The 22,944-nt window shown below is 57.0% G+C and carries 20 protein-coding genes and 1 pseudogene; 3 read left to right on the top strand and 18 right to left on the bottom strand.

The window, feature by feature from the left end:
- Positions 1-2: 2 nt before the first annotated feature.
- Positions 3-1,820: a phage adsorption protein NrfB gene (gene nrfB, locus HY011_27045; protein MBI3426602.1), complete on the top strand. Its 1,818-nt coding sequence runs from the start codon at positions 3-5 to the stop codon at positions 1,818-1,820.
- Positions 1,821-2,009: 189 nt separating this feature from the next.
- On the opposite strand, the gene HY011_27050 is transcribed toward nrfB, so the two are convergent.
- From HY011_27050 to HY011_27135, 18 genes and pseudogenes are all read right to left on the bottom strand, one after another.
- The gene (locus tag HY011_27050; protein MBI3426603.1) at positions 2,010-3,035 is read right to left on the bottom strand and encodes a hypothetical protein; all 1,026 of its coding nucleotides are present in this window, start codon (positions 3,033-3,035) and stop codon (positions 2,010-2,012) included.
- Positions 3,036-3,251: 216 nt separating this feature from the next.
- Entirely contained in the window at positions 3,252-3,827 is a 576-nt protein-coding gene (locus HY011_27055) for a hypothetical protein (GenBank protein ID MBI3426604.1), read from the bottom strand.
- Positions 3,713-4,225: an IPT/TIG domain-containing protein gene (locus tag HY011_27060; protein ID MBI3426605.1), complete on the bottom strand. Its 513-nt coding sequence runs from the start codon at positions 4,223-4,225 to the stop codon at positions 3,713-3,715. The genes HY011_27055 and HY011_27060 overlap by 115 nt, the downstream gene beginning before the upstream one ends.
- Entirely contained in the window at positions 4,134-4,577 is a 444-nt protein-coding gene (locus HY011_27065; GenBank protein MBI3426606.1) for a BACON domain-containing protein, read from the bottom strand. Before HY011_27065 ends, HY011_27060 begins: the two co-directional genes overlap by 92 nt.
- A 507-nt stretch (positions 4,578-5,084) precedes the next feature.
- A pseudogene (locus tag HY011_27070) lies at positions 5,085-5,303 on the bottom strand (galactose oxidase).
- 123 nt (positions 5,304-5,426) lie between these two features.
- The gene (locus HY011_27075) at positions 5,427-6,329 is read right to left on the bottom strand and encodes a hypothetical protein (protein ID MBI3426607.1); all 903 of its coding nucleotides are present in this window, start codon (positions 6,327-6,329) and stop codon (positions 5,427-5,429) included.
- A 38-nt stretch (positions 6,330-6,367) separates the two neighbouring features.
- Positions 6,368-6,787, bottom strand: a complete 420-nt coding sequence (locus HY011_27080; GenBank protein ID MBI3426608.1) for a type II toxin-antitoxin system VapC family toxin — start codon at positions 6,785-6,787, stop codon at positions 6,368-6,370.
- On the bottom strand, positions 6,784-7,107 hold the full coding sequence (locus HY011_27085) for a type II toxin-antitoxin system HicB family antitoxin (GenBank protein ID MBI3426609.1): 324 nt from the start codon (positions 7,105-7,107) through the stop codon (positions 6,784-6,786). Before HY011_27085 ends, HY011_27080 begins: the two co-directional genes overlap by 4 nt.
- Before the next feature lie 120 nt (positions 7,108-7,227).
- Positions 7,228-8,451, bottom strand: coding sequence for an efflux RND transporter periplasmic adaptor subunit (locus HY011_27090; GenBank protein MBI3426610.1), 1,224 nt, complete (start codon positions 8,449-8,451; stop codon positions 7,228-7,230).
- 191 nt (positions 8,452-8,642) lie between these two features.
- Positions 8,643-9,584 (bottom strand): hypothetical protein, encoded by a 942-nt coding sequence (locus tag HY011_27095; protein ID MBI3426611.1) that lies wholly within the window; start codon positions 9,582-9,584, stop codon positions 8,643-8,645.
- Between the two features lie 46 nt (positions 9,585-9,630).
- Positions 9,631-10,539 (bottom strand): VOC family protein, encoded by a 909-nt coding sequence (locus HY011_27100; protein ID MBI3426612.1) that lies wholly within the window; start codon positions 10,537-10,539, stop codon positions 9,631-9,633.
- Positions 10,532-10,897 (bottom strand): DUF86 domain-containing protein, encoded by a 366-nt coding sequence (locus tag HY011_27105; GenBank protein ID MBI3426613.1) that lies wholly within the window; start codon positions 10,895-10,897, stop codon positions 10,532-10,534. The genes HY011_27100 and HY011_27105 overlap by 8 nt, the downstream gene beginning before the upstream one ends.
- Positions 10,878-11,189, bottom strand: coding sequence for a nucleotidyltransferase family protein (locus HY011_27110; GenBank protein ID MBI3426614.1), 312 nt, complete (start codon positions 11,187-11,189; stop codon positions 10,878-10,880). The genes HY011_27105 and HY011_27110 overlap by 20 nt, the downstream gene beginning before the upstream one ends.
- A 218-nt stretch (positions 11,190-11,407) precedes the next feature.
- Positions 11,408-12,928: an amidohydrolase family protein gene (locus tag HY011_27115; GenBank protein ID MBI3426615.1), complete on the bottom strand. Its 1,521-nt coding sequence runs from the start codon at positions 12,926-12,928 to the stop codon at positions 11,408-11,410.
- A gap of 103 nt (positions 12,929-13,031) precedes the next feature.
- Positions 13,032-14,345 carry a thiol-disulfide isomerase gene (locus HY011_27120; GenBank protein MBI3426616.1) on the bottom strand — a complete coding sequence of 438 codons (1,314 nt, stop codon included), beginning with the start codon at positions 14,343-14,345 and terminating at the stop codon, positions 13,032-13,034.
- 265 nt (positions 14,346-14,610) lie between these two features.
- The gene (locus HY011_27125; GenBank protein ID MBI3426617.1) at positions 14,611-15,075 is read right to left on the bottom strand and encodes an NIPSNAP family protein; all 465 of its coding nucleotides are present in this window, start codon (positions 15,073-15,075) and stop codon (positions 14,611-14,613) included.
- 354 nt (positions 15,076-15,429) lie between these two features.
- Positions 15,430-16,311: a VWA domain-containing protein gene (locus tag HY011_27130; protein MBI3426618.1), complete on the bottom strand. Its 882-nt coding sequence runs from the start codon at positions 16,309-16,311 to the stop codon at positions 15,430-15,432.
- Positions 16,312-16,803: 492 nt separating this feature from the next.
- On the bottom strand, positions 16,804-17,892 hold the full coding sequence (locus HY011_27135) for an OmpA family protein (protein ID MBI3426619.1): 1,089 nt from the start codon (positions 17,890-17,892) through the stop codon (positions 16,804-16,806).
- An 829-nt stretch (positions 17,893-18,721) separates the two neighbouring features.
- Between HY011_27135 and HY011_27140 the strand changes: the two genes are divergently transcribed.
- The gene (locus tag HY011_27140; protein MBI3426620.1) at positions 18,722-20,779 is read left to right on the top strand and encodes a DUF1549 domain-containing protein; all 2,058 of its coding nucleotides are present in this window, start codon (positions 18,722-18,724) and stop codon (positions 20,777-20,779) included.
- 43 nt (positions 20,780-20,822) lie between these two features.
- Positions 20,823-22,319 (top strand): DUF1501 domain-containing protein, encoded by a 1,497-nt coding sequence (locus tag HY011_27145; protein MBI3426621.1) that lies wholly within the window; start codon positions 20,823-20,825, stop codon positions 22,317-22,319.
- Positions 22,320-22,944 lie beyond the last annotated feature (625 nt).

The raw sequence follows: 22,944 nt of genomic DNA on the forward strand, positions 1-22,944 counted from the left end.
GAATGAGCCTACCACGTCTGGTGTCGGTGGTAGGAGCGTGCTTCGTCTTCCCAGCATCCCCGCTCGATAGTTCCCCGCTCATTCAGACGAGCTTGCTTTGGGGCCACTACCCCGCCCTGATCCTAGCGCTCGGCGAATGGGCTTCCACGCTCAACTACTGGCTTCTAGCCCCCGCTCAGGCGGCACAACACACGTGTGCTGCTTGCCCAACATACACGCTGTTGTTCGGCGTTGCGCAAACGGCGGGCACGCCGCTCTCTGCCTACCTGCTCGGCCTCGCGCAATCGTTCTTCTTGACGCTGCAACACGCCTGGCATGAACTGAATTGGGCGGAGTGGTGGTTCTTATGCCTGGCCCTGGGAAATTTGCTGAGCGGTCTGGATGACCTCTTTATTGACATCTATTACTGGACGACCCTGGCCGTGCGCCGCTGCAAATATCCGCGCAGCAAACGCCCGCAACTGAGCGAAGACGAGTTGCTCGCCTATCCGCAAAAGCGCGGCGCGATCTTCATCGCCGCCTGGCACGAAGACGACGTGATCGAAGAGATGCTCGTCACCAATAACCAACTCATCAACTACGACAACTTCGATTTTGTCGTCGCCTGTTATCCCAACGACGAACCGACGCTGGCCAGAGTCCGCGCTGCCCAGCAACGCCTGCCCAACATCGTGCTGGCCGTTAATCCCAAACCTGGCCCGTCGAATAAAGCCGATAATCTCAACGCCGCCTTCCTGGCGTTGTGCCGCCACGAAGAAGAGACCGGCCAGCAATATGAATTCATCGTGATGCACGACCCCGAAGACATTCTGCATCCGCTGGAATTGCGCGTGTACAACTACCTGCTGACGTTGCGCGCACCCGACATGATTCAAAGCCCGATTTTTCCACTCGAAGAGCCCTGGCGGCATTTCACCGCGTCCAGTTACATGGACGAATTCGCCGAGACGCACACCAAAGACATTTTTGTGCGCGGCTGGATGGGCGGCTTTGTGCCGAGCGCGGGTGTGGGCACTTGCATCGCCCGCAACGTGCTCGACAAATTACAGGAAGAGCACGGCGCGAAAATCTTCAACACCGAATCGCTGACCGAAGATTACGATTTCGGCTTGCGCTTAAAGATGGCTGGCGGCAAACAGATGTTCGTGCGCCCCATCGTCTTGCGCACGCGCGATGCCCAAGGCAACCGGCTGGCCGAACCATACAAAGAAATGATCACGACGCGGGCGCATTTCCCTTCGACGTTTTATACGGCGTTGCGGCAACGCACGCGCTGGATGGTCGGCATCATCTTTCAGAACTGGAAGCAATTCGGCTGGATCGGTGATTTTCGCACGCGCTGGCTGCTCTTTCACGACCGCAAAGGCGTTTGGGCCAATCCGCTGGTGCTGGTCAATTACATATTCCTGCTGGTTTGCCTGACGCACGCTTCGTTGCATTGGCTGGTCTGGCCCGGCCTGTCGCCCCTGTTGAGTGAAGCTTGGTGGATACGCGGCGCGTTCGTCGCCTGTTTATTGATGATGCTCAATCGGGTCGTGCAACGCATGATCGCAACGACGCGCATTTACGGCTGGCGGCAGGGATTGCTCTCTGTCCCGCGACTGCCCTGGGACAATCTGATCAACATCAGCGTGGCCTTCCGTGCAACCAATCAATTTGTAACCTCAGAGCTAAAAGGCGCCAAGATCGCCTGGGACAAGACGCAGCACTTCTTTCCGACCGAAGGCGCGGCGGGCGGTAAAACGCCGAATTATCTGGATTCGCCCCAACAGGCTGCGGCTGAAATTCCCGTGCGACAGGCGGTTGGTGGTAACGGGTAAGGTTGGCCGGGGCTGTTAGCTCGGTAGCGTCCTAAAGTTGTGTTGCCAGCGAGTGCAAGCTGTTTCCCCACGAAGCCACTCGAAGAAAACACGAAGCTGCTTGGCGTTCTTCGTGTTTTCTTCGGGTGGCTTCGTGGGGAAACAGCTTTGTTTTAGGCAGCAACACAGGAATAGGACACAACTGTTGGCTCAGTATTCGCACAACGCACTTTTGACGTCGTACTTCTTGACCTGTTTGAACTGCCCTTCTTCCTGGCTATGGCAATCAAAACAAATGGGCGCGCGCGGCAAGCGGCGATGCTTTTGCGTGGCCGTGGCCGGATCGGCGGCGTGCACCTGATGGCAATTCAGGCAGGTCTGGCTTTCATCATTCACCGCCACATCACGCACATTGCGCCAGACGTGACGATCACCGGGATTTAGTTGCGCAGCATCGGCGCGCTTCCAATCTACCGCGTAATCCTGAAACAGATTGTCACCCGCGATGAACGTATTCGGATAGGGCAAGCCGGTGGATTTTGATTTGGCCGCGCCCCCGTCGCCGCGCAGATGGCATTGCGCGCATAACGACGTGACAACCTCTTTGCCGGTGCGATTCTTTTTTGAGAGCAAGACCAGCGAGGTGTCGTTGCTATGATCCATTGAGACATTGCCGTGGCAGGCGTAGCAATCCAGCCCAAAGGCCGCAAACGTGCGCGTTTTGGCATCCACAGCCGTTGCGTGACAACCGGCGCAACTATTCGCGAACCCCTCTTTGTCCCAAGCCGGTTTCTCAGCATTGCGCCATTCGACTACTTTCTTATCCGCCCCCAACACCGCCTGCGCATTCAGCAAATCAAATTTCCCGTAGCCGTCTTTTTTGAGCAAGCGCACGTAATGCCGACTGCCCAGGAAGTATTCGATCTCGCCCTCGACTTTGGCGACCGCTGGATTGGCTTTGAGCAGCGGCGCCAACTCCACCGCATCTTCGCGCTGCCGCAGCGTCACACCGTGCGCGTTCTTTTGCCACGTCGCGCCAATGGTGTTGCGATGACAGAACAAACACTCATCGCCGTGCGCAAATTCGGGCACCGCGCCCCCCGCGTGGTTCTTGCCCCATGCGGCGGGATCGAGCGGCTTTTTGTCTTGCGCCTTGTCTTGGCTCTGCACGCCGCGTTGCGCTAAAAACGCCAGCGCCAACAACACGAAGAGAAATTTGTGATTTCTGCCAATCATTCTTGTCCCCCCACTTGTTTAGATTGGTTTGCGGTTGAGTGTACAGCAAGACGCGCTCCTCTGGGTACGCAGCGCTTCCAGCGTGCGGGCGTGGCAAGAGACGCGATGATGCCGAAGAGTTTCCTTTCAGCATTACTCCGTCTGCTGCCGAGACTGCACGCTGGAAGCGCTGCGTACCCAGGTGAGCGCGCCTTTTGATGTATGCACGTGCTTTGATTACTTGAGATTGACCCGCACAGTATTGGCCGTTTTCCCATCCACCAGCAACACCAAATCCACTTCCCCGCGCCCGGCCAACGCGCGCGGCAACGGCCCCACGTTGATTTGATCGAGTCCGACCAAATCGCCCTGCGCCCCGGCGAACGAGACGGGCACGCTCACGCCGCCCATTGTGCACGTCACTGCCGCCAACGCGCTGCGTCCGCGCAGGCCCGTGCCAAACAGCAGCAGGATGACTTGATCGCCTTCCGGCCCCAAATCAATCGGCGCAGTCACAAAACGCCCCGCTACTGAATCAAACCGCGCGACTGGCTCGAAGGTTTGCACTTCGCCCCGCACGCGCAAGGCCACCGCCGCCGGGACGCCTTGCCCATTGGCGTTGGCGGCGAAGAGGCCCGGCGCGACCGCCGCAATCCGCACCGCGCCGAGCGCGAGTTTGCCGCTGCCGCTGGTAATCGTCACCGTCGCCGCGCCCGCCGCCGTCCCCGCCGGCAGCAGGTAGTTGACTTGCCCCGCCGCGACAAAGAACAGCGGGGCGGGCCGTTCGACGCCGGCGCTGTCGCGTACCCGCACGGTCGCCGGGTGAGCGTCGTCGGCAAGGGCGTGACCGGCGCGGCCAGCGTTTGCGTAGCCAATTCGCTGCCGAACGCGGCGACAATCGAATCCGCCGCGAGTTCCGCCCCGCTGAAGCTGGCCGCCGAGAGGCTGGCGACGTTCGCCATCACATTGAAGCTCTGCGCATTGGACGTCCCACCGCCGCCCCCTCCGGCGCTTGAAGACGGGTTGAAGACCGTGACCGTCGCCGGGCCGAGCGTCAGCAAATCGCTCGCGGGAATCTGCGCGGTCAGTTGGGTCGCGCCGACAAAGGCCGTCGTCCGGTTATTGCCGTTCCACCGCACCGTCGCGCCGTTCACGAAGCCCGTGCCGTTGACGGTGAGCGTGAAGGCCGCCGGCCCCCGCGTTGGCGGCATTGGGCGTCAGCCCGGCGAGCGCGGGCACGGGATTTTCGCCCGACTGCGTGACGGTGAAGCTCTGGCCGCCGACGCTGAGCGTGCCTGTCCGCGCGTTCTGGCTGGTGTTGGGCGCGACGCTGAAGCTGACCGTGCCGTTGCCCGCGCCACTGCTGCCGGCGGTGATGGTGAGGAAGCCCGCGTTGCTCGTCGCCGTCCAGGTGCAGCCGCCTTGCGCGGTGACGGCGACGCTGCCGGAGCCGCCGGTGGCGGTGAAGGATTGGGTGGTGGGGGAGATGGTGAGCAGGTTGAGTGAGTAGCGTGCGCCTGTGCTGACCGAAGTGTTGTTGCCCTCGCCGCCCCAGATGATCATTTCACTTCCAGTCCACACAGCAGTGTGAAAATCCCGTGCAGTTGGAGCGTCGATTAAGGTCGTGGCCGTCCAAGCATCGTTTGCTGGATTGTATCGTCCGCCTGTATTGAGCCAGCCGCCAAAAAAGCCACCCCAGACGATCATTTCACTACCAGTCCACACTGCTGAGAGATTATTGCTAGGGCTGGGAGCATTCATCAGGCTTACGGATATCCATGTGTTGGTTGTTGGGTTGTAGCGACCAGAGTTGTAAGGGGCAATAAACGATCCACCCCAAATGATCATCTCATTGCCAGTCCACACCGCAGTATGAAGGTATCGTTCCCTGGGAGCTCCGGATGTGCTTGTAGCTGCCCAACTATCGTTGGTTGGATTGTACCTACCTCCGGTGTTGAGACGGATGACTGCTGTAGCACTGAATTGATCACCACCCCAAACGATCATTTCACTGCCTGTCCAAACCGCACTGTGGAAAACTCGCGTGGCAGGAGAGTTATTGGTACTCGTTGCTGACCAAGTATTAGTTGTCGGGTTGTATCGCCCGCCCGTGTTGGTCGCTTGGCTAGAGTTGAATCTCCCGCCCCAAACGATCATCTCATTACCTGTCCATACAGCCGTGGGAGAAGATCGCGGGCTTGGCGCGCCGGTTGTATTTGTTGCTGTCCAGGAGTTCGTTGTTGGGTTGTATCGTCCGCCATCGCTGGTGAGTTCACCCCAAATCAACATTTCGCTACCTGTCCATACGGCAGCATGACCAGATCGAGGCCTAGTACTCCATCAAGCTGAAAATGAGGGATGTAGGGCGGGATTTAATCCCGCCCTACATCCCGGATGCGCTCTCAGCATCCATCACTTACAGCTTGATGGAGTACTAGGAGCAGCAACAGTATTCGTGGGCATCCACGCATCGGTTGCGGGGAAATATCTTCCGCCAGTGTTGAGAACTCCGCTGGAGGTTCCGCCACCCCAAATAATCATTTCACTGCCAGTCCATACAGCAGTGTGACCAGTTCGCACACTAGGAGCGCCAGTTGTGCTCGTCGCCGTCCACCCATCACTCCCGCACGGCACAGCCACCGCCGCAATCTCCGGCAACCGATACGCCCACCCCGGCGCGTCCACCGCCACGTCCAGCGCGCCCCGCACCCCGCGCCACCATTCCTCAAATTGCGGATGGTGGATTGCGGATGGCGGATTTGCAGCAGCCGTCAAGCCGAACGCCTCACATCCCCCAATCCGCCTTCCACATTCCGCCAGCCGCAAGCGAAGCTCCCGCTCCGCCAGCACCGGGCGCGCCAGGCATTCGGCCAGCAGCAGCGGCTCGTGCTCGAGCGCCGCCCACAACGCGCCGAGCACGGCCGGCTGCCGGGTCTGCCGCGCCATCCGTTCCAACTCCGCTTGCAACTGCTCCGGCGTGAGCGCCGCGCCCGTGAAGACTTCGAGCGCGCGCGACATCCGCAGGTACTCTTCCACCTGCGCGCGCAACGCCGCCGCGGGCAGCACCTCGTCGAGCGCCGGTTTCGGTTGCGGATTGTCTGTGGGCCATAAGCGCTGCCGATGGTAGACCGCTTCGATGGCGCGCTGGGCGGCGACGCGGTCTTCAAAGGTCAGGCTCTGGCGCTTGCCGCCGGCGTGGCCGCGTGGCGCGCCGGTGTTGAAGACGGCCAGCACGGTGATGAGCAACACGGCGCACAGGGCGATGAAACGGGCAATGATGAAATGACGCTGGTGAAATGGACGGCGAGTGAACATAGCTGACCTCCTTGTCAGGGTGCGAAATGCGTAGCTGGTTACTTCGTCCAATCTTGCAGTGTCAGTCCGGCAATCTGTCCGAAATGAATGGCATTGCGGGTGACCAGAATGCACTGCTGGGCGAGGGTGATGGCGGCGATGCGGCGGTCTTGCGTGTCCAGGCGCGGCCATTGTTTGCGCAACGACTGGTCAAGCGTCTCCGCCACCGGGTCGAAATCGAGAATCGGGAGTGTGTTCAGGTCGGCAATCGTTTCGTGCAACTGGCGGTAAGCCGCAACGCAAGCCAGACCATTGGGAAATTTACGAATTTGCAGGAAGCGTCCGCGCAGTTGTTCTTCCGCCGTGATGATGGTGATGGCTACGGCGCCGGGCTGCGTCGCGGTAAGCCGGGCGGTCACAAGCTGGTGGCCGCGTTGTGCAAGGCTGAGATGATCGGTGTCGAGCACGTAGCGAATCATGACATTGCGGCGGCCTCCCGCGCGGCCTCTTCTTCGTTCAGTTGACGGCGATACGCGGCGATATTGGCCTGAAAGTCGTCCCAGGTCGGATCGTCTTTGTACTTTCCACAAATTTTCTGCCAGGGATTGGCGGCTTGTGTGTCGGGATCGAACTCGAAGGTGACGAGTTTACCGCGCGCCAGCCATTGGCTCAACGCTTCTTTTGCCTTGGCGACAGCTTCTTCCTCGGTCACGCCTTCCGCCACACAATCGGGCAGCCCGATCACCATTGCCTGATAGCCGTTGTGAAGCTGATTTTGCACGAAGATTTGATAAGACATTGCCGTTCCTCCGGCAGGCATTCTAAGACCGCTGCAAGCCGCTGGCAATCTTTACAACCGTTACAACACAGCGCGCCCCGAGATAGGCAATAACACCACCTTCGCCGTGCCATTAACGTTCTACTGCACGACCTCAACCTCCATGCCATCCTTCAGCACCTGCCCACCCTCGCCTACCGCAACCTTATCGTTCAACTGCAAGCCTTCCAGAATCTCGACGCGCTCGCCGAAATGATCGCCCAGCTTGACCTCGCGTTCCTTCAGCGTCTTGCCTTGAATGACAAACACTTTGTAGGTGCCGAACAAATACGCCGCCGCCGTTTGCGGAATGGTGAGGATCGCATCCACCTTGTCCGATTGCAGCGTCGCTTTGACGAACGAGCCGGGTTTGAGTTCGCCGCCGCGATTGACGACGAGGGCTTCGACTTCGAAAGTGCGCGTCTTTTCGTCCACGGAGGGATTGATGCGGGCGATGCGGCCGGTGAAGGTGCGGTTGGGGAAGGCTTCGAGTGTGAGGTTGACCGAACGGCCCACGCGCACCCAAGGCGACATCTTTTCGGGCACGTTCAGGCGCACGCGCAGCGGGTCTACGTTGACCAGGGTCATGACGGGCGTTTGTATTTTCAGGTATTGGCCGGCGGTGACTGAGCGCACTTTGACTGCGCCGGCAAAGGGCGCGCGGATTTGCGTGTCTTTGAGCCGCTTGCTGGCGAGGTTGAGGGTGGCCTGGGTTTGCTGCATGGAGGCGCGCAGGTTTTCGACTTGCTGCACGGCTAGGTCGTAGGTGGCTTTGGCGGCTTTGAATTTGGAATCGGCTTCATCAAAAACCTGGCGCGCGATGACGCCGGATTCGAGCAGGGCTTCAGCGCGTTTGAAACGCTGTTCGGCATCGGCGAGATCGGCGGCGGCTTTTTTGACTTCGGCGGCCTGGCGCACGTCTTTCAGTTCGCCGTCTTCTTCGCGCAAACCGAGCCGGGCGCGCGACTGAGCCAGCGCGGCGCGTTGCTGTTCCATCGTCAATTCAAACTCGACGGGCGAAATGCGCGCGAGCAGTTGGCCTTTGCTGACGCGGTCGCCGACGTCTACCAATACCTGTTCGACACGGCCTTCGGCTTCGGCGCTGACGGTGACTTCGTCAAAGGCGAAGAGCGACCCGACGGCTTCGACCGCGCGTTGTTGTTGCTGCTGTGTGACTGCGATGAGCTTGACTTTGGTTTTGGCGGGCAGGGTTTTGGGCTTTTCGGCCTCGGCCTTGGTGGCGTCTTTGCGCGAGCAGGCAGTAAGCAAACACAGCGCGCACACGGCGAGCATAAGTTTGAGGGCAGGACGATTGGAATGGTTCATGGGGTTATTGCTACACGAAAGATGAATTGACGGTTCGTCAGGATTTGGTGCTTAACTTGGTCTGGCGGAGCCTTTGGAGTGCGTGCGGCACAGGCCGCCGCTTTGGTAGTCCTTTGATTTTTAGACAACGAAGGGATTACCAAAGCGGCGGCCTGTGCCGCACGCACTCCAAAGGCTCCGCCAGACTGCGGCTAATTCGCGCCGACCTTGCTATACACCGCATTGCCCAAACGCACAAACGGGCCGCCGTCTTCGGCCAATTCATCCGTGATGGTGAACGAATGCGCGGCGACGATAGACAGCGTGCGGCGCAATTGGAGTTTCTGCCCTTTGACAGTGATCGCATCATAACTGAAGCGGATCGAAATCGGGCTGCGCCAATCGCCTTTGCTGTTGAGCTTGACGCCCGCTGAGGTTGTTTCCGTGACGGTCAGCAGCTTCGTCGCTTCGTCAAACACAAGGTTCATGCTCTCTTTGTAAACACCCGCGTCGTGTTTGCCGGTGCCAACGCCGGTGGCCGATTTGCCATCGGCATTTTTGGTGAAAGTCATCGTGCCTTCGCGCGGCGCAGGGGCAAGGGCGCTCTCACGTCCCACGTATTTGTAAGTCCAGGCGCCGACAAAATAATCCAGCGACTGTTTCTGCTGGGGCTGTTCAACGATTTGGCGTTGCTGGGGGCGCGCCTGTTGTTGTCCCGGTTGCGGCGTTTGCTGTTGCTGGGCGGCGGAAAAGAGCGCGCCTTCGGTGTCAGTGCTGACGCGTTTGAGACTGACCTCAATTTTGATGGCGTTGCCGCCGAAATCGAGCGCGCCCTCACCGGTCAGCGCGTCGCCCGCCAAGGTGAACGTGTAATCAATCGTCACCGTGGCCTGGGGTGTTTCAAAATCGGCTTTGGCCGTGACTTTCGCGCCCTCAACTTTGATGGCGTAAAGCTTGGCCTCGGTGTTGGGGCGCAACCCGGCAGTGCGGCCCGTGTATCCTGCGCCTTCTTTTTTGAAGATGACGGTGGTCGGGCGTTTGCCTTGCATCGAATTGGTTTCGCCTTCCCAGCGGCCTGTGAGCTGGTCGGTTTGGGCGAAGGCGGTGACGGTTAAGAAAGTTAGTAGTGCGATAAGAATGATTGGACGTTTCATTGTTGTTTGCTCCTAAACGCGCCAGCAAAGACCTTGCCGCGCGGTGTTATTGCTTTTGTGCGTGTCCTTCCACCAATTGAATCAAGATGCGATCCGGCCCTTCGATCAGCGCTTGTTTCAGCCCCGCTTGGGTCTTGCTGCCCTCGACCACCGTCACACCGTCCTGACGTAGCTTTTCCAGGTACTCGGTCAGATTGTCTACGCTGATGCCGACGTGGTCTACGACACGGCCTTTGGTCGAATCAAACGTGGTCTTGCCCTTCCATTGCGCGGCGTATTCCTGCTTCGGGTATTCGATGGGAAAAATGATGATGTTGACGTTGTCGAGATTCACCGAAGCCGACGGGCCGATTTGAATGCCGCGATACATGCGCGGTTCGCGCGATGCCGACACGCGCCCTTTCGTGCCAAAATGTTTCATGTACCACTGCCCCGCCGCAATCGGATCGGCGCTGAACAGGTGCAGGTGACCGAAGCGATGATGCCCGGCGGTGTTCAACTCGATCAACCCCTTGTCAGGGCTTTCGACGTAGGCGTAATAGAAACTGCCGGGCTTGGCGTTCGGATTGCCGCCGATGTCGCTGATGTCGGTGAGTGGCGTGAAAAACTTCGTGCCGAGTTTTTGCTGCCGTTCGTACTCAGCAGGCATGTTTTCGGCGCCCCAGCCGAAATGCCAGATGGCGGACGTTAGTTCCGCAGGCGGGGCCTGTTTGACCTTGTTGAAGAGAAGCCAGGATTTCTGCGCCCAGACGGCATCCTGCCCGTTGAACTTGGCTTTCTCGCAATCGAAGCGGCTGGTGTAAAACTCCAGCGCGCGTTGCGGGTCGGTCGTGTTGAGTTGCAGGTGATGGAAGTGAGCGGTGTTGGCGAGTGCGTCTTGCCTGGCGGCGGCTTGCGCCAGCAGCGTGATGACACCGGCGGCGAACGCCATAAAAAGCAGCGGGAACTTATGCATCAGTTGAATCCTCCGCAGGAAATTCACGAATGAGAATTTGTTTGACCTCGCGGTCGAGCACAGGAACATCGTTGTTGACGACGGCCCAGACTACTCTGTAATCCACGCCGAAATAAGCGTGGGTCAAGCGGTCGCGCATGCGTCCAATCGCCCGCCATTCGACTGCCGGAGCTTTTTGCCTGATTTCTTCGGGTATGTGTTTGGCCGCTTCGCCGATGATTTCCAAACTGCGCGTGAAGGCGCGCTTCAGTATGTCGTCTTGCATGAAGGCGGCTTCCTCAAGCTGCGTGGCGTTTTGCTGAAGAAAAGCGGTCTCTTGCAGGATGTGTTGCAGATACTCACGTGTTGAAGGGGGCATATTCCACCTCGCGCAAAATGTGCGGGCCGATAAACGGGCTGAGCGATTCGGTCGTCACCAGATCAACCTTCCGCTCAAACAAATCTTCCAGCCAGTCGCCGAGACCCACGAAGTTTTTTAAGCTGATTTGTTCCGGCTCCAACTCAACCAAAATGTCCACGTCGCTTTCCGCATTGGCTTCGTCCCGCACGAACGAACCGAACAAGCCACAACGCTTCACGCCAAAGCCCTGCAATTCGGCTTGGTGCTGTTGCAGCAGTTGCAGCACTTGTTGTTTGGTTTGGACCAGCATTGCCGTTTCCTCGTGCGACCGACGTTTTGCGCCTAGTACTCCATCAAGCTGAAAATGAGGGATGTAGGGCGGGATTTAATCCCGCCCTACATCCCGGATGCGCTCTCAGCATCCATCACTTACAGCTTGATGGAGTACTAGCTTATACGCAAAACCCGCCAAGCGGAATCCGGCTTGGCGGGTTTTGTGGGAACCAATGCGGCCAACAGCCAGCCAGACTAATCGCTCGCCCGCACCCAGCCGTGCGCCGCGTTGTCGCGCTGTCCGCCCGACTCGACGTAAGCGATCTTCATCTTTTCGAGCGCGTCCGCCGTCAGCGGATTGCGCTTGGCGTTGACGTCCACGTTGTAAAGCTTGGCCGCGTTTAGCCCGAAGATTTTCGCCTTGTCCTCTTTGGTGATCTTCTTGTAGCCGAATTTCTCGCACATCTCATCGGTGATTTGGAACCGTTTGAAGGCGTCAATGCCCCATTGCGGCGATCCCCACCAGAGACAATCCGTGCCCCAAACCACATGATCAGCGCCGTAGTATTTGATATTCTTGCCCATGCCGTGCATCGCCATAACCGGGTCAGTCACGGCCAGCACATTGAAGAAGCTGCCAATCTCGCAATAGACGTTGTTCATCTGCGGATTGCGCTTCTTGATGTCCATCAGCACGCTGTGCCAGAGAAAATCGCCGGTCTGCGGATCGTACTGATTGCTCTCTTTCCAATTGGGTTCGTTGGAGCCGTGTTTGATCGCCGAGTGATAGACGACAAAATTGAAATCAGGATTGCGCAGGGCCGCTTTCTCGACGTCTTTGGGATTGGCCAGATGACCCAGCGTGCGCGATTGATAAGAATAGCCCTTGTGCGTGCTAATCAGCTTGATGCCGCGTTTACGCGATTCTTCGATAAAGAATTGCGAATTGTCATCGTCGAGCTGGAAGCCGTTGCCGGTTTGCGCCGGGTCAGTGTGGCAATACCATTTCCAGGAACTGATGCCATAAACCTTGATCTCGCGTTCCATCTGTTCGATGAGTTCGGCTTTGTTCATCTGATTTTTGACTTTGTCCCAGTAATGGTTCGGCGCGAGATTGCCCTGATTCAGCGCGCGCTGCGAGCCGGCGAGTTGGTTGATCTTTTTGCGCCCTTCATACATCACCCAACTGGGCAACACTCTGCCGCCAATGCCCGGCGTGCGGGCGGCGCCTTCCAACACTTTGCCGTCAGCATCGCGCAGGTTTTCTTTGGTGGGCACGCCCGAAATGACCACCATCGAAGTGTCGCTGTCAAAGTACATTTCTTTGACGAAGTTTTGGAAGCCATACGCTTCGGAATCATTCTTCAGGTTGAAACCCATATTCTTGACGAAATCCATTGTGCGAAAGCCGCCAATGGGCGCGCCGTTGGTGAAATGCGCCTGCACGTCAATGATGAAGTATTCGCCTTTCGGGAACTTTTCATCCGTTGCCGCCGCTTCCCAAGTCTCAGCCTCATCCACATCCCAGACTTTGCCGAACACCTGGTTTTGAGCCATGAAGCAGGTCGCCAGACCCATCGAAGTGCGCATGAAGTCGCGCCGCTGCATGCCTAGCTTCTTGGCGCGCTCTTCTGATAGATCGCCGATCAAATGTTCGACCATCTTTTGCGGTTCTGATTGCGGGCGCGGCGTGAACTCTTCGTTCGAGACGGCCTGCGTCGGCAGCGGCGAATCCACGCCTTTTTTGCGGTCACGTTGGTGTTTACGAATCCACATTGATTGACTCCTGGAAGAATCTCCCACGAAGACACACGAAGGAACAGCAAGGAGACTCGCTTTAACTTCGTGCCCCTTGGTGTGTCTTCGTGGGAAGGTTTGTTTACCGTTCAGAAGAACTGCTGGCCGAACCGGCGGCTTGCGGCGCGCGCAGATTCTGACCATCGAGCGTGTAATCCATCCAGCCGATCATCATTTCCTCCCAGGTCTGGTCGCCCCAGCGGACGGTGATCTTCGGGTCGGGATTGAATTTATTGTTGGTCGAATTGTCGTGATGCGCCGTGCATTCGATGCGGCTGCCTTTGGGCGCCGCTACCGGCTCTTTGACGAAGTAGCACAATTGCCAATTGAAGTCGTATTTCGGCACGCTCAACAGAATTTTCTCTTGGCCGTTGGGATAGACAAGTTTGTATTCAAAATCTTTGCCGCGCACGTGCATGTGCGGCATGAACATGTGAAGGTGCGCATCCTGCGTGAAGGTATAGGAGGAATGCGATTCAAAATTCGCCTCGCCCGGCGGGATCACCAATTTGCGCTGATCCACGGTGACCGGTTGCGTAAACATACGCTTTTCAATCGGCCCTTTGGCGAACCATAGGCCGATGCTGGTGCGATCTTTCGCCGCGATGCCATTGGTCGTGTAATGCATTTGAAAGACGAAGGTCGAGCCTTTCTTCACCAGTTTGGCTTGTCCAGGGGCCAGGGTGAGCGGATCCATCCCTGGCGCCCAGCCCAATAAATTGGCATCGAACATGCCCGTGCCGCCGCGCGCCGCTTGTGCTTGCCCTTGCCCCTGTTGGTTCTGTTGGCGTTGGCCTTCCTCTGGATTGCCGCCGCGCAATTGACCGGGGGAAATCTCACCCGCAGGCCAAGCCACGCCCTCACGCACAAAAACAATCACGTGATGCACGACGCTCGCCTCACCGCGTTTAATCTCGGCGAATTGCACATATTTGTCTTCGGTGAAGTTGGTGGGCACGGCCCAATAACGATATGGCACTGTGCCATCGGCGGGAATTGCCGCTGCTTCATTCATTGAGAGTACGACGTCGGGCTGGCCGAATTTCCAACCGGTGTTGGAAAACTTCGGCGCGACGGGTAAATCTTTCGGATCGCCTTCCGGCGCGCCCGCCTCGACCCAGGCCCGGATCGTTTCAATCTGCGGCACGCTCAGGCTGCTGTCATTGGCGAATTGACCGTGCTTCGGATCGGCATACCAGGGCGGCATCTCTTTACTGGAAACTTTTTCGCGAATGGATTTGGCCCAGGGGCGAACTTCTTTATAAGACATCAATCCCATCGGGGCCATCTCGCCTTGGCGATGGCAGACGACGCATTTGGCGAAAAAGATCGGCGCTACATCTTTTGTATACGTGACTTTCGCCGCATTCACCGTCGGGCCTGCTGGCTTGACCACGGCAAACGCTAACAACAGCGCACAGGTAAAACTCAGTGCCAGCGCGCTTCCCTTCCTATTTCCGGTTCGCATAAGCAACTCCTTTGCTCGTTAATTGAGACTCAACTTGATCTGCGTTGTTTGTTTGTTCAATCGGTACGCGAGCGCCAATGCAGGCGGCACTCGTCAATTTACTTTTGGCGGAAAACTTGTGTTGGTGTAGACGGCACAGCGAAAGCTGGCAGCACGTCTTCGCGCCAAGATGCAGCTTGGCGTTTTGGCAATGCTACTTCAGCGCCGAGTAATCGGTCGCCAGCATAAAAACGGAAACGACTTTGTCCACCAGCTTGCCATTCTCTTCGCTCTTCTTGCGCGCGGCCTGCCATTCAGGATCAGCCCCGAAGGCTTTCCAGGCCGCCGCCCGCGCCTCGGGTGAAGGATAGGCCAGCATATAAATCAAGGTGTTTTCTGAACCGCTCTCTTTTTCGGTCGGGCCCCAGAAACCCACAATCTGCATACCGTGTTTTTTGAAAAGCTTGACCGTGTGATCGCGGAACCGCGCATGCAAGGCTTCCAGCTTGCCCGGCGCGGCGTAATAGGTGCGCATCTCAAAATAGCGCGAATCCTTGGCCAGCGACGGGCTTGGCGCCAGGGTTGGCGTCGGCGCAGGTTGTGCGGCGGGCGACTGTGTGCCCGTTTGGGCCAACGCCGCGCATGAACCAGCAGCAACAAGCAGAGCCAGAAAAAGCATTTGCGGTGCTCTAAGCATCAACATTTCTCCTCGGAAAAGTGCCAATTGTTTGCGATAGTGACGCGGTTGCGAAAGCGGGCGCATTCTAGCCTACTGACCAACCGGTAAGCAACGGGTAGGAAGGCAAAAGGTAATTGACCGAAAGCAAAAATTCAGCGGCGCGCCTCGACCCGCAGCGCAAATCAAAATCACGGACGCGCAACCGAAGCTACAGGCCCAGGTAGTAACTATTTTTTCAAGCTCGGCGTTTCTAAAAAGCAAAAAGCACGAGAGCCTCGTCACTCTCGTGCTTTTGCCTTCGCGCCCTTGTGGTGGAGTTGAGGGCGAACTGAAATCTATCGCCTGATGAGAGGGCTAGTCCTTGGGTGCGTAATAGCCTTGCCGCGCGCGAATCCGCAAGTCGGGGCGCGTTGGCAATTGAATTTTGATGCGCCGGAATTTGCCGTCATTCGTCTCGTTGCTTGAGTAATAGCCCAACAGGTATTGCGCCTGTAATTCCGCCGCAATTTGCCGGAAGACCTTCTCCAGTTCTTCGTCCCGGTCTGGCAAAAACGCCACGCCGCCCGTTTCCGCCGCCAACGTGCTCATCGCATTGTGCCCACGCATGCTGATTTTATTTAAGCGAATCGAAGGGCCACTCGGATTGATGGCGTAAAACAAAGTGTCGGTGCGCTGCAACTCGCGCTGGGTATCGGCCAGCCGATGCGTTTCGCTGTGATTATCTTCGCCGTCAGAGATCACGACGACCACGCGGCGCGCGCCCGGGGTGGCATGATCGCCAAGGTACTGGGCGGCTTTGGCCACCGTGTCAAAAAAGGCCGTTCCCTCTTTGGTCGGTTCCAGCGTGCTCAGGCTCGCGGCGACTTTATCCACACTTCCTGTGCGTTCTCCAACCAGTTTGGGGTCAAAGCCGATTGAAAAGACAGCGACGGTGTCAGAAGGTTTGAGCACTTCTTTCAAAAAGCGCGTGGCCGCCAGTTTTTCGAATTCAAAGCGTTCACGCACACTGCCTGAAACATCAAACAGGAGCGCCATTTCCAAAGGCGTTTTGCCCGGCTCACCCAAACTTTGGAGTTGCTGTGCTTGGCCTTCTTCTTCTAACTGGAAATCTTCGGCCCGCAGCTTTCGCATCGGCTCGCCATTGGCATCGGTGACTGAAACCGGCACTGCGACCAGATTGGAATTGATGCGAAAGGTATCGCCACTGTTTTCAGGCTCCTTTTCAGGTTTCGCCACCTGCTTGGGAGGCGGTTGCGTATGCTTAGGTTCTTCACCAGGCCGCGTGGTTGGAGGCACGGGCGGCGGTTGTGTAATCGTCGGGACATTCAGTTTGTAATCAACCGCTGGCGCCCGTTTCGTTGATGCCGGCGGAACCGGCGTGGGCGTGGGCGTCGGAGTTGGCGTAATATGCCGTGCAGGTTCGGCGGTCTTACCCTTTTTCCCCTGGGCCAATGCACATACCGTCAAAGTCGAAGCTAGAAAGGCGCAGAGTAAAAACCAGCCGAATCCGTTTACCCCACCCCGACAGGTTTTCGGCGCTGGGAATTTCAATTTCACGACTCCTTGCAACATTCGCCTCAGCATCAAGCCCTCCTTTAACACACACTATTGGAGGAACACGCCTTCTAAAGCAAACGAGTGGCAAATGACATTTAGGTATCATTCACCACTCGTTGCCGTTTACCTAGCGCACCAGCGCCCGCCAACCCGCACCAGGAGCCATTTTCCTTACGGCACGCGCGAGGTCGTGGTTTCCCGCGGGCGGGAATTTTCCATTGAGGTACTGACCGGCTTCTGCACCCGCACCGGGTCAGGTTGCGTCGTCATCCCTTTGTTCACCAAAATCTTTACTTCAACGCGGCGGTTCTGTTCACGCCCTTCTTTACTGAGGTTATCCGCCACCGGCTGCGCTTCGCCATAACCAAACGGCGTGATGATGCGCCGCAAGGGAATCATATGGTTTTCAGCTAAATAACGAACCACGGCATCGGCACGTTTTTGACTCAACACACGATTCTTGTTTTCGTCACCATCTGCCGAAGCGAACCCCATGACCTCAATCATATAAGCCTTTTCAGTCTTGGCCTGGGTCGCAATTTCATCCAGGACCAACTTCGCTTCGGGCAACAAATCAAATTTGTTGACCTTAAAGTTGACCGTAATGCCGCGCTTGGCTTCGTAATCATCAAGGCTGGAAAACCAGGTTTCCATGCGGCGATTGGTCGCTTCAACCCCTGCAATCGCGGCATCAGCACTTTCCTGCGCGGCCTTCGCCCCGCCTTTTGCAGCATTGGAGATAGCTGCCAATTCTTCCAATTGGCCAGATAATCGCTTAGCGTTTTCTTCTGTTTGGGTAATGCGGGTTTCAGCTTCGCCCACGCGGCCTTCAACCGGCGTAACACGGGTTTCCACATTGCGCGCGACGACTAGCGCGTCTTCCGTGAACCGAATCTTTTCCGCCGCCAAGCTGCCATTCGTGTCACCTTTACCTTCGACTTCGACACTCAATCCACGCAGCAATAAAGTTGTGTTGTAATTTTTGGCGCGGCGGAATGGATTACTCTTCTTTTCTTCAACCTTCGTGAAATTGCCTAAGGCCACCCGCACATCACCGCCAGTCAAATCTCGGACGATGAAATTATCAGCATCACGGTTAATAATCACACCCATAACCTTGGCTTTTTGCCCCGGCACCATTTTGACGAGGTTGGCGTCCGAAGCGCTATTTTTCGTATCTTTGCCAGCGTTTTGTGCGAAACCAGGTGCAACTGCCAGCACCACGCCACACAAAACCAAGCTGAAACGATTGATCTTCATGTTCTTCTGTCCTCCCAGTAAATCTACGACCCAGAGATTTTTTTTGCAAACTGGCAAGCTTTAGGAGCTTGCGGCCTCACCACAAGGCACGTGCATTGGGCATTAGAGCAACGCGCGTGCCAGGAATCAAGCAGTTTCCTCTGTAAAAGCTATTGCACTCTCCGGAAATACCTTAGACATTCCTTCCCCATTTACCGCTAACTATTGCGTGACGGTCTTCACGGAATTTTGCTTAGGTATTGATCTGAAAGCAGTACATTTTGCATAGCGGGATGCAGATATTACATACACATCCTTGCCCAGCCTTTTCGCCAATCTCATAAGCTTGCGAACGCACCTTGGGAAAAACAAACTTGGCGACCTTTCGCGACACGAGATCAACCCCTATCTCATTTAACGGCGAAAGTACCGCCAGACTTACTTGCTCACAAGTCCCAAAAAAACATCCCAAAAAAACCTTTTTGCACAAAAATGAAGAGGACAAACCAATTTTCATGCGCTAGAATCACGCGCCGCGAAAGAAAATTAGACATGCGCCGCCCCGGCGACTTCTAAAATGCGGTTTACCTTACCTTTGAATTCGAGCAGAATAAGTTTCAGACACGAGGTCAGCCCTGTTGTGCTGTTCCATAGAGTTTAGATCTCGTTTTGATCGTGGGGGGTTTCCCCGCTGATTGCGCTTTACGTCAACTGCGTTGCCCCACCAGCTAGCTGGTTTTGATTTACACCAAGCTGCTTCTGGTGTACGAAAACACAATCATCCGCAAGTCCTCGCATTCAAAGCTGAATCAATTCGAATAACCCTTAGACAATTTCTTGGGAGGACAATATGCCCATGACAGGCGGTAAAGAAACTACCGGTCAGACTCATCAGACCGCATGGCTCAAACGCTGGGTAATGCTGGCCTGCTTGATGATTGGAAGCCTGGCAGTGCTCGATCATTTGGGCGGTAGCCTGACCTCGTATGCACAGAAGCGGCCCGTGCGCAGCGTAGCTGCGCAAAACAATGCGGCCTCTGACTGTGTCTACTTGAAAGACCCCGAAGCCATTCGCGGCGCTCAACTCAGGCATCGTCGTGAAGTTTCGCGGGCAACCGAGAGCTTTGCCGGTCAATTGCCAAATCAGGTCACACGGCTGGTTGGCGCGAATGAGATTCCGCGCAAAAACTTTATTGACAACATCCTTTTCAACCGGATGCAGAATGACAATATACAGTCGGCGCCGCTGTGCTCGGATAGCGAGTTTCTGCGCCGTGTCACGCTTGATCTGACCGGACGCATCCCGGCACCAGAAGCCGTGACGGCATTTTTGGCGGACGAAAACCCTGACAAGCGCGACCTGTTGGTAGACAAGCTGCTCGCCTCGTCCGAATTCACCGACAAGTGGACGAATTTTTATGGCGACTTGTTCAAGAACACGGCTTTTTCCGCCAACATCAACCGCTTCCGTGGCGGACGTGATGCTTTCTATAAATACATCAAAGACTCTGTCGCGATGAACAAGAGTTGGCGCGATATGGCGATTGAGATCGTCACTGCCAATGGCGACAGCTTCGCCAACGGGGCGACCAATTTCCTGATCGGCGGTTTTGTGCCGATGGGACCGGCGCAGGACGTGTATGACGGCATGGCGGTCGAAGTCTCGCGTACCTTTCTGGGGTTGACTTCGATGGATTGTCTGCTCTGCCACGATGGCGCTGGACATTTGGATGCAGTCAATTTGTGGGGAGCGCACACCACGCGCTTTGACGCTTGGGGGCTGGCGGCCTTCTTCACGGGCTACAATCGCAGCACCACCACCGTTTTCACGAACGTCCAAAAATATGGCATCACTGAAACCGTCAATCGGGCTTACCAGTTGAATACGACCACCGGCAACCGCTCGAACCGGCAGCCGACCAATGGCAAGAACGTGGTTGACCCCGCGTATATGTTCAATGGCGGCGGCAACGTCAAGACAACTGAAAACCGCCGTGAAGCCTTTGCGCGTTACCTGGTGGCCGATCCGCAATTCGCGCGCGCGCAGGTCAATTATCTGTGGGAAGCGTTGATGGTCGAGGCGCTGGTTTCGCCTTCTAACACCTTCGATCTGGCACGGCTGTCCCCTGAACAGCAGTTGCCTGACGGCTGGTCGCTACAGCCGGCAAATCCCGAATTATTGCAGGCGCTCGCGGAAGAGTTCGCCTTCAACAATTTCGATATTCGCCACATCATCGGCTTGATCGCCAAATCAAATGCCTATCAACTCTCTTCGCAATATCCGGGCGAATGGCGCGTGGATTACGTGCCGTATTACGCGCGCAAATATGTCCGCCGGCTGGGAGCGGAAGAGTTGCACGATGCCATCATGGTCGCGACAGGCGTCCCGACCATCTTTGCCGATCCTGACAATGGCAACAAAAACCGTGTCGGCTACCGCATGGTGGATGATAACAATCCGCAGAAAACCACATTCTGGGTCGAGTGGGCGATGCAATTGCCGGAGCCAGCGGAACCCCGCAACAGTGGCAACAATGCCTTCCTGAATTCGTTCCTGCGCGGTGACCGCGATCAAAAGTTACGCACGGACGAACCCTCGATTCTGCAGGCGTTGAACATGATGAATAACGGCTTCGTGATGGGGCGTATCCATCAGGGCAATACTGCTGTTGTCACGTACCCGGACACGCGGACGTACAATTCGACGGTGCGGACGCTGCTGGCCAAGGTCAATCTCTCAAACGACGAATTGGTCAATACGCTTTATCTGACCACGCTCTCGCGCAAACCGTCGGCGGAAGAAATGGCGAAGATTACGCCGTACTTCAGCCGCATGACCAAGCAACAGGTCGCGGAGCATCTGCAATGGGTGTTGCTCAACAAAATGGATTTCCTATTCAACTACTAGGCTGACCGACATCGGTCCTCATTTTTGCAAACGAGGTAAAACCATGACAGATCATCTTCATCCAGATCATTCTTGTGAAGTCTGCCAACCGATGAAACCGGCCAATCGCCCGATGTTTGGCCCCATTTTCGGTCGGCGCACGTTTATCAAATCCACCGCCGCCGGGTTGACCGGCGCCTTCATTTCACCGTGGGCGAGCCATGTGCAAGCCGCGACCAGCACCGCCGTTGGTGCGAAACTCGTGGGCCGCGCGCGCAATTGCATTTTCATTTTGCTCAATGGCGCGCCCAGTCACAGCGACACCTTCGATTTGAAACCCGGCGCTTACACGCCAGCGGACTTCAATCCAACCACCAAAAACGGCGTGCTCTTCCCGCAGGGGTTGATGCCGAATCTGTTCAACCAACTGGACAAGATCGCCATTGCCCGCAATCTGCGTTCGCCCGCGCTCGTGCATGGTTTGCAACAGATTTGGGCGCAGATCGGACGCAACCCGACTTCGCAACTGGGCAAAGTCGCGCCCAATCTCGGTTCGGTTGTCGCGTTGGAATTCGAGAAAGAACGCCAGGCCAATCAAAAGCTGCCGGGCTTCCTCGCGCTCAATGCTGGCACCATCGTCGGCTCAGGCTATTTCAATCCACGCTATACGCCTTTCGAGGTGGCAGCGGCGGCGACGGGGTTGGGGAATCTGACCAATGCGGATGGCGCAACCAATTTCAACACGCGCTATGACATGCTGGCCGATTTAGACGGCGGGCTGCGTGCCGGCACAAATGGGCCGGACATCAAGGCGATGGATGATTTCTATCAGCAAAGCCGCGCGTTGATGTACAACCCTGAAGTTGACACGGTCTTCCGCTTTGACGCCACCGATCAAACCCGTTACGGCAATTCAGGCTTCGGCAACGGCTGCATTGTGGCGCGCAATCTGTTGAAGGCCAATCTCGGCACTCGCTACATCCAGTTGGGTCTCGGCGGCTGGGATAATCACTCCAACATTTATGGTGCGGCGGGCGCGCGCAACGGGGCGATTTATGGCCCGGCGACGCAATTGGATCGTGGGCTGAGCAACCTCATCACCGATCTGGCGGCAGCGCCCGGCACACGCGGCGGCACGTTGCTCGATGAAACCCTGATCGTGTGGATGGGTGAATTTGGGCGCACCGTCGCGGCGCCGAACGGCAACGGCGGGCGCGATCACTTCTTCCAGCAATTCTGCGGCTTCGCGGGCGGCGGCATCAGCGGCGGACGCACCGTCGGCATCACCGATAGCGTTGCGCGCAACGTGGTCGAACCCGAATGGTCGCAAGGCCGCCCCTCGGCGGCGGAAGACATGGCGGCGACCATCTATTCGGCGCTCGGCATTGATTACACGACGAAGCGTTTCGACGATCCGTTCGGACGCGGCTTCGAGTATGTGCCCTTCGCGTCCGAAGGCGCCTGGTATCCGATGCTGGAATTGTTTAGCCGCGCTATTGACAACAGCAAACGCATTCCGGAAACAGGCCGCGACACCGGTGGCCGCCCGATCAGCAACTAGACTTCGCTGATTGGCCCCGATCAGGCAGGCCAAGCTGTTTTCCCAAACTTAACGCGAGACCGAAAGGTCTCGCGTTTTTCTTTGGCCGGGCAAAGAAAACTCAATCAACCGGCGAGCTACATTTCAACTGCATCCCGCCCTGCCCCCCCCGTGGCACACCCGGCGCAAAGAATGTCGCGTATGGCAGCGGGAATTCGCCATTCACCGCTGCGGTTGCGCCAGTGTCGCCGAAGAACAGAGCGAGAGAAAAGCGCTGTCAATTCTCCACCTGACATTCCTTCCTGAAGGCCTGAAGGCCTGAAGGCCTGAAGGTTAGCGTGCGGTGCGGCAGAGGGAGCGGTAGCAGCTTAGTGACTCCGCCCGCACATTCGGAATCACCAGTTCGCTACCGCTCGCTGACGTGCGCATACCATTTAGATCGGTTTTCACTACGGTGTACGGGAAAACCGCGCAGCGTGACAGTACCGCGCGCGTGAGCAAGCGGCGCGTCAAGCTTGCTCCCTTGGCTGAATTGCCAAAGCACCGCTTGCTCACGCGCGCGGTACTGTCCCCACGTCAACTGACTCCCGTAAACGCAACTGCAAACCGCTCTAGTACTCCATCAAGCTGAAAATGAGGGATGTAG

This window comes from Acidobacteriota bacterium (assembly GCA_016196035.1).
In the GTDB taxonomy this organism is placed as follows: Bacteria; Acidobacteriota; Blastocatellia; order RBC074; family RBC074; genus JACPYM01.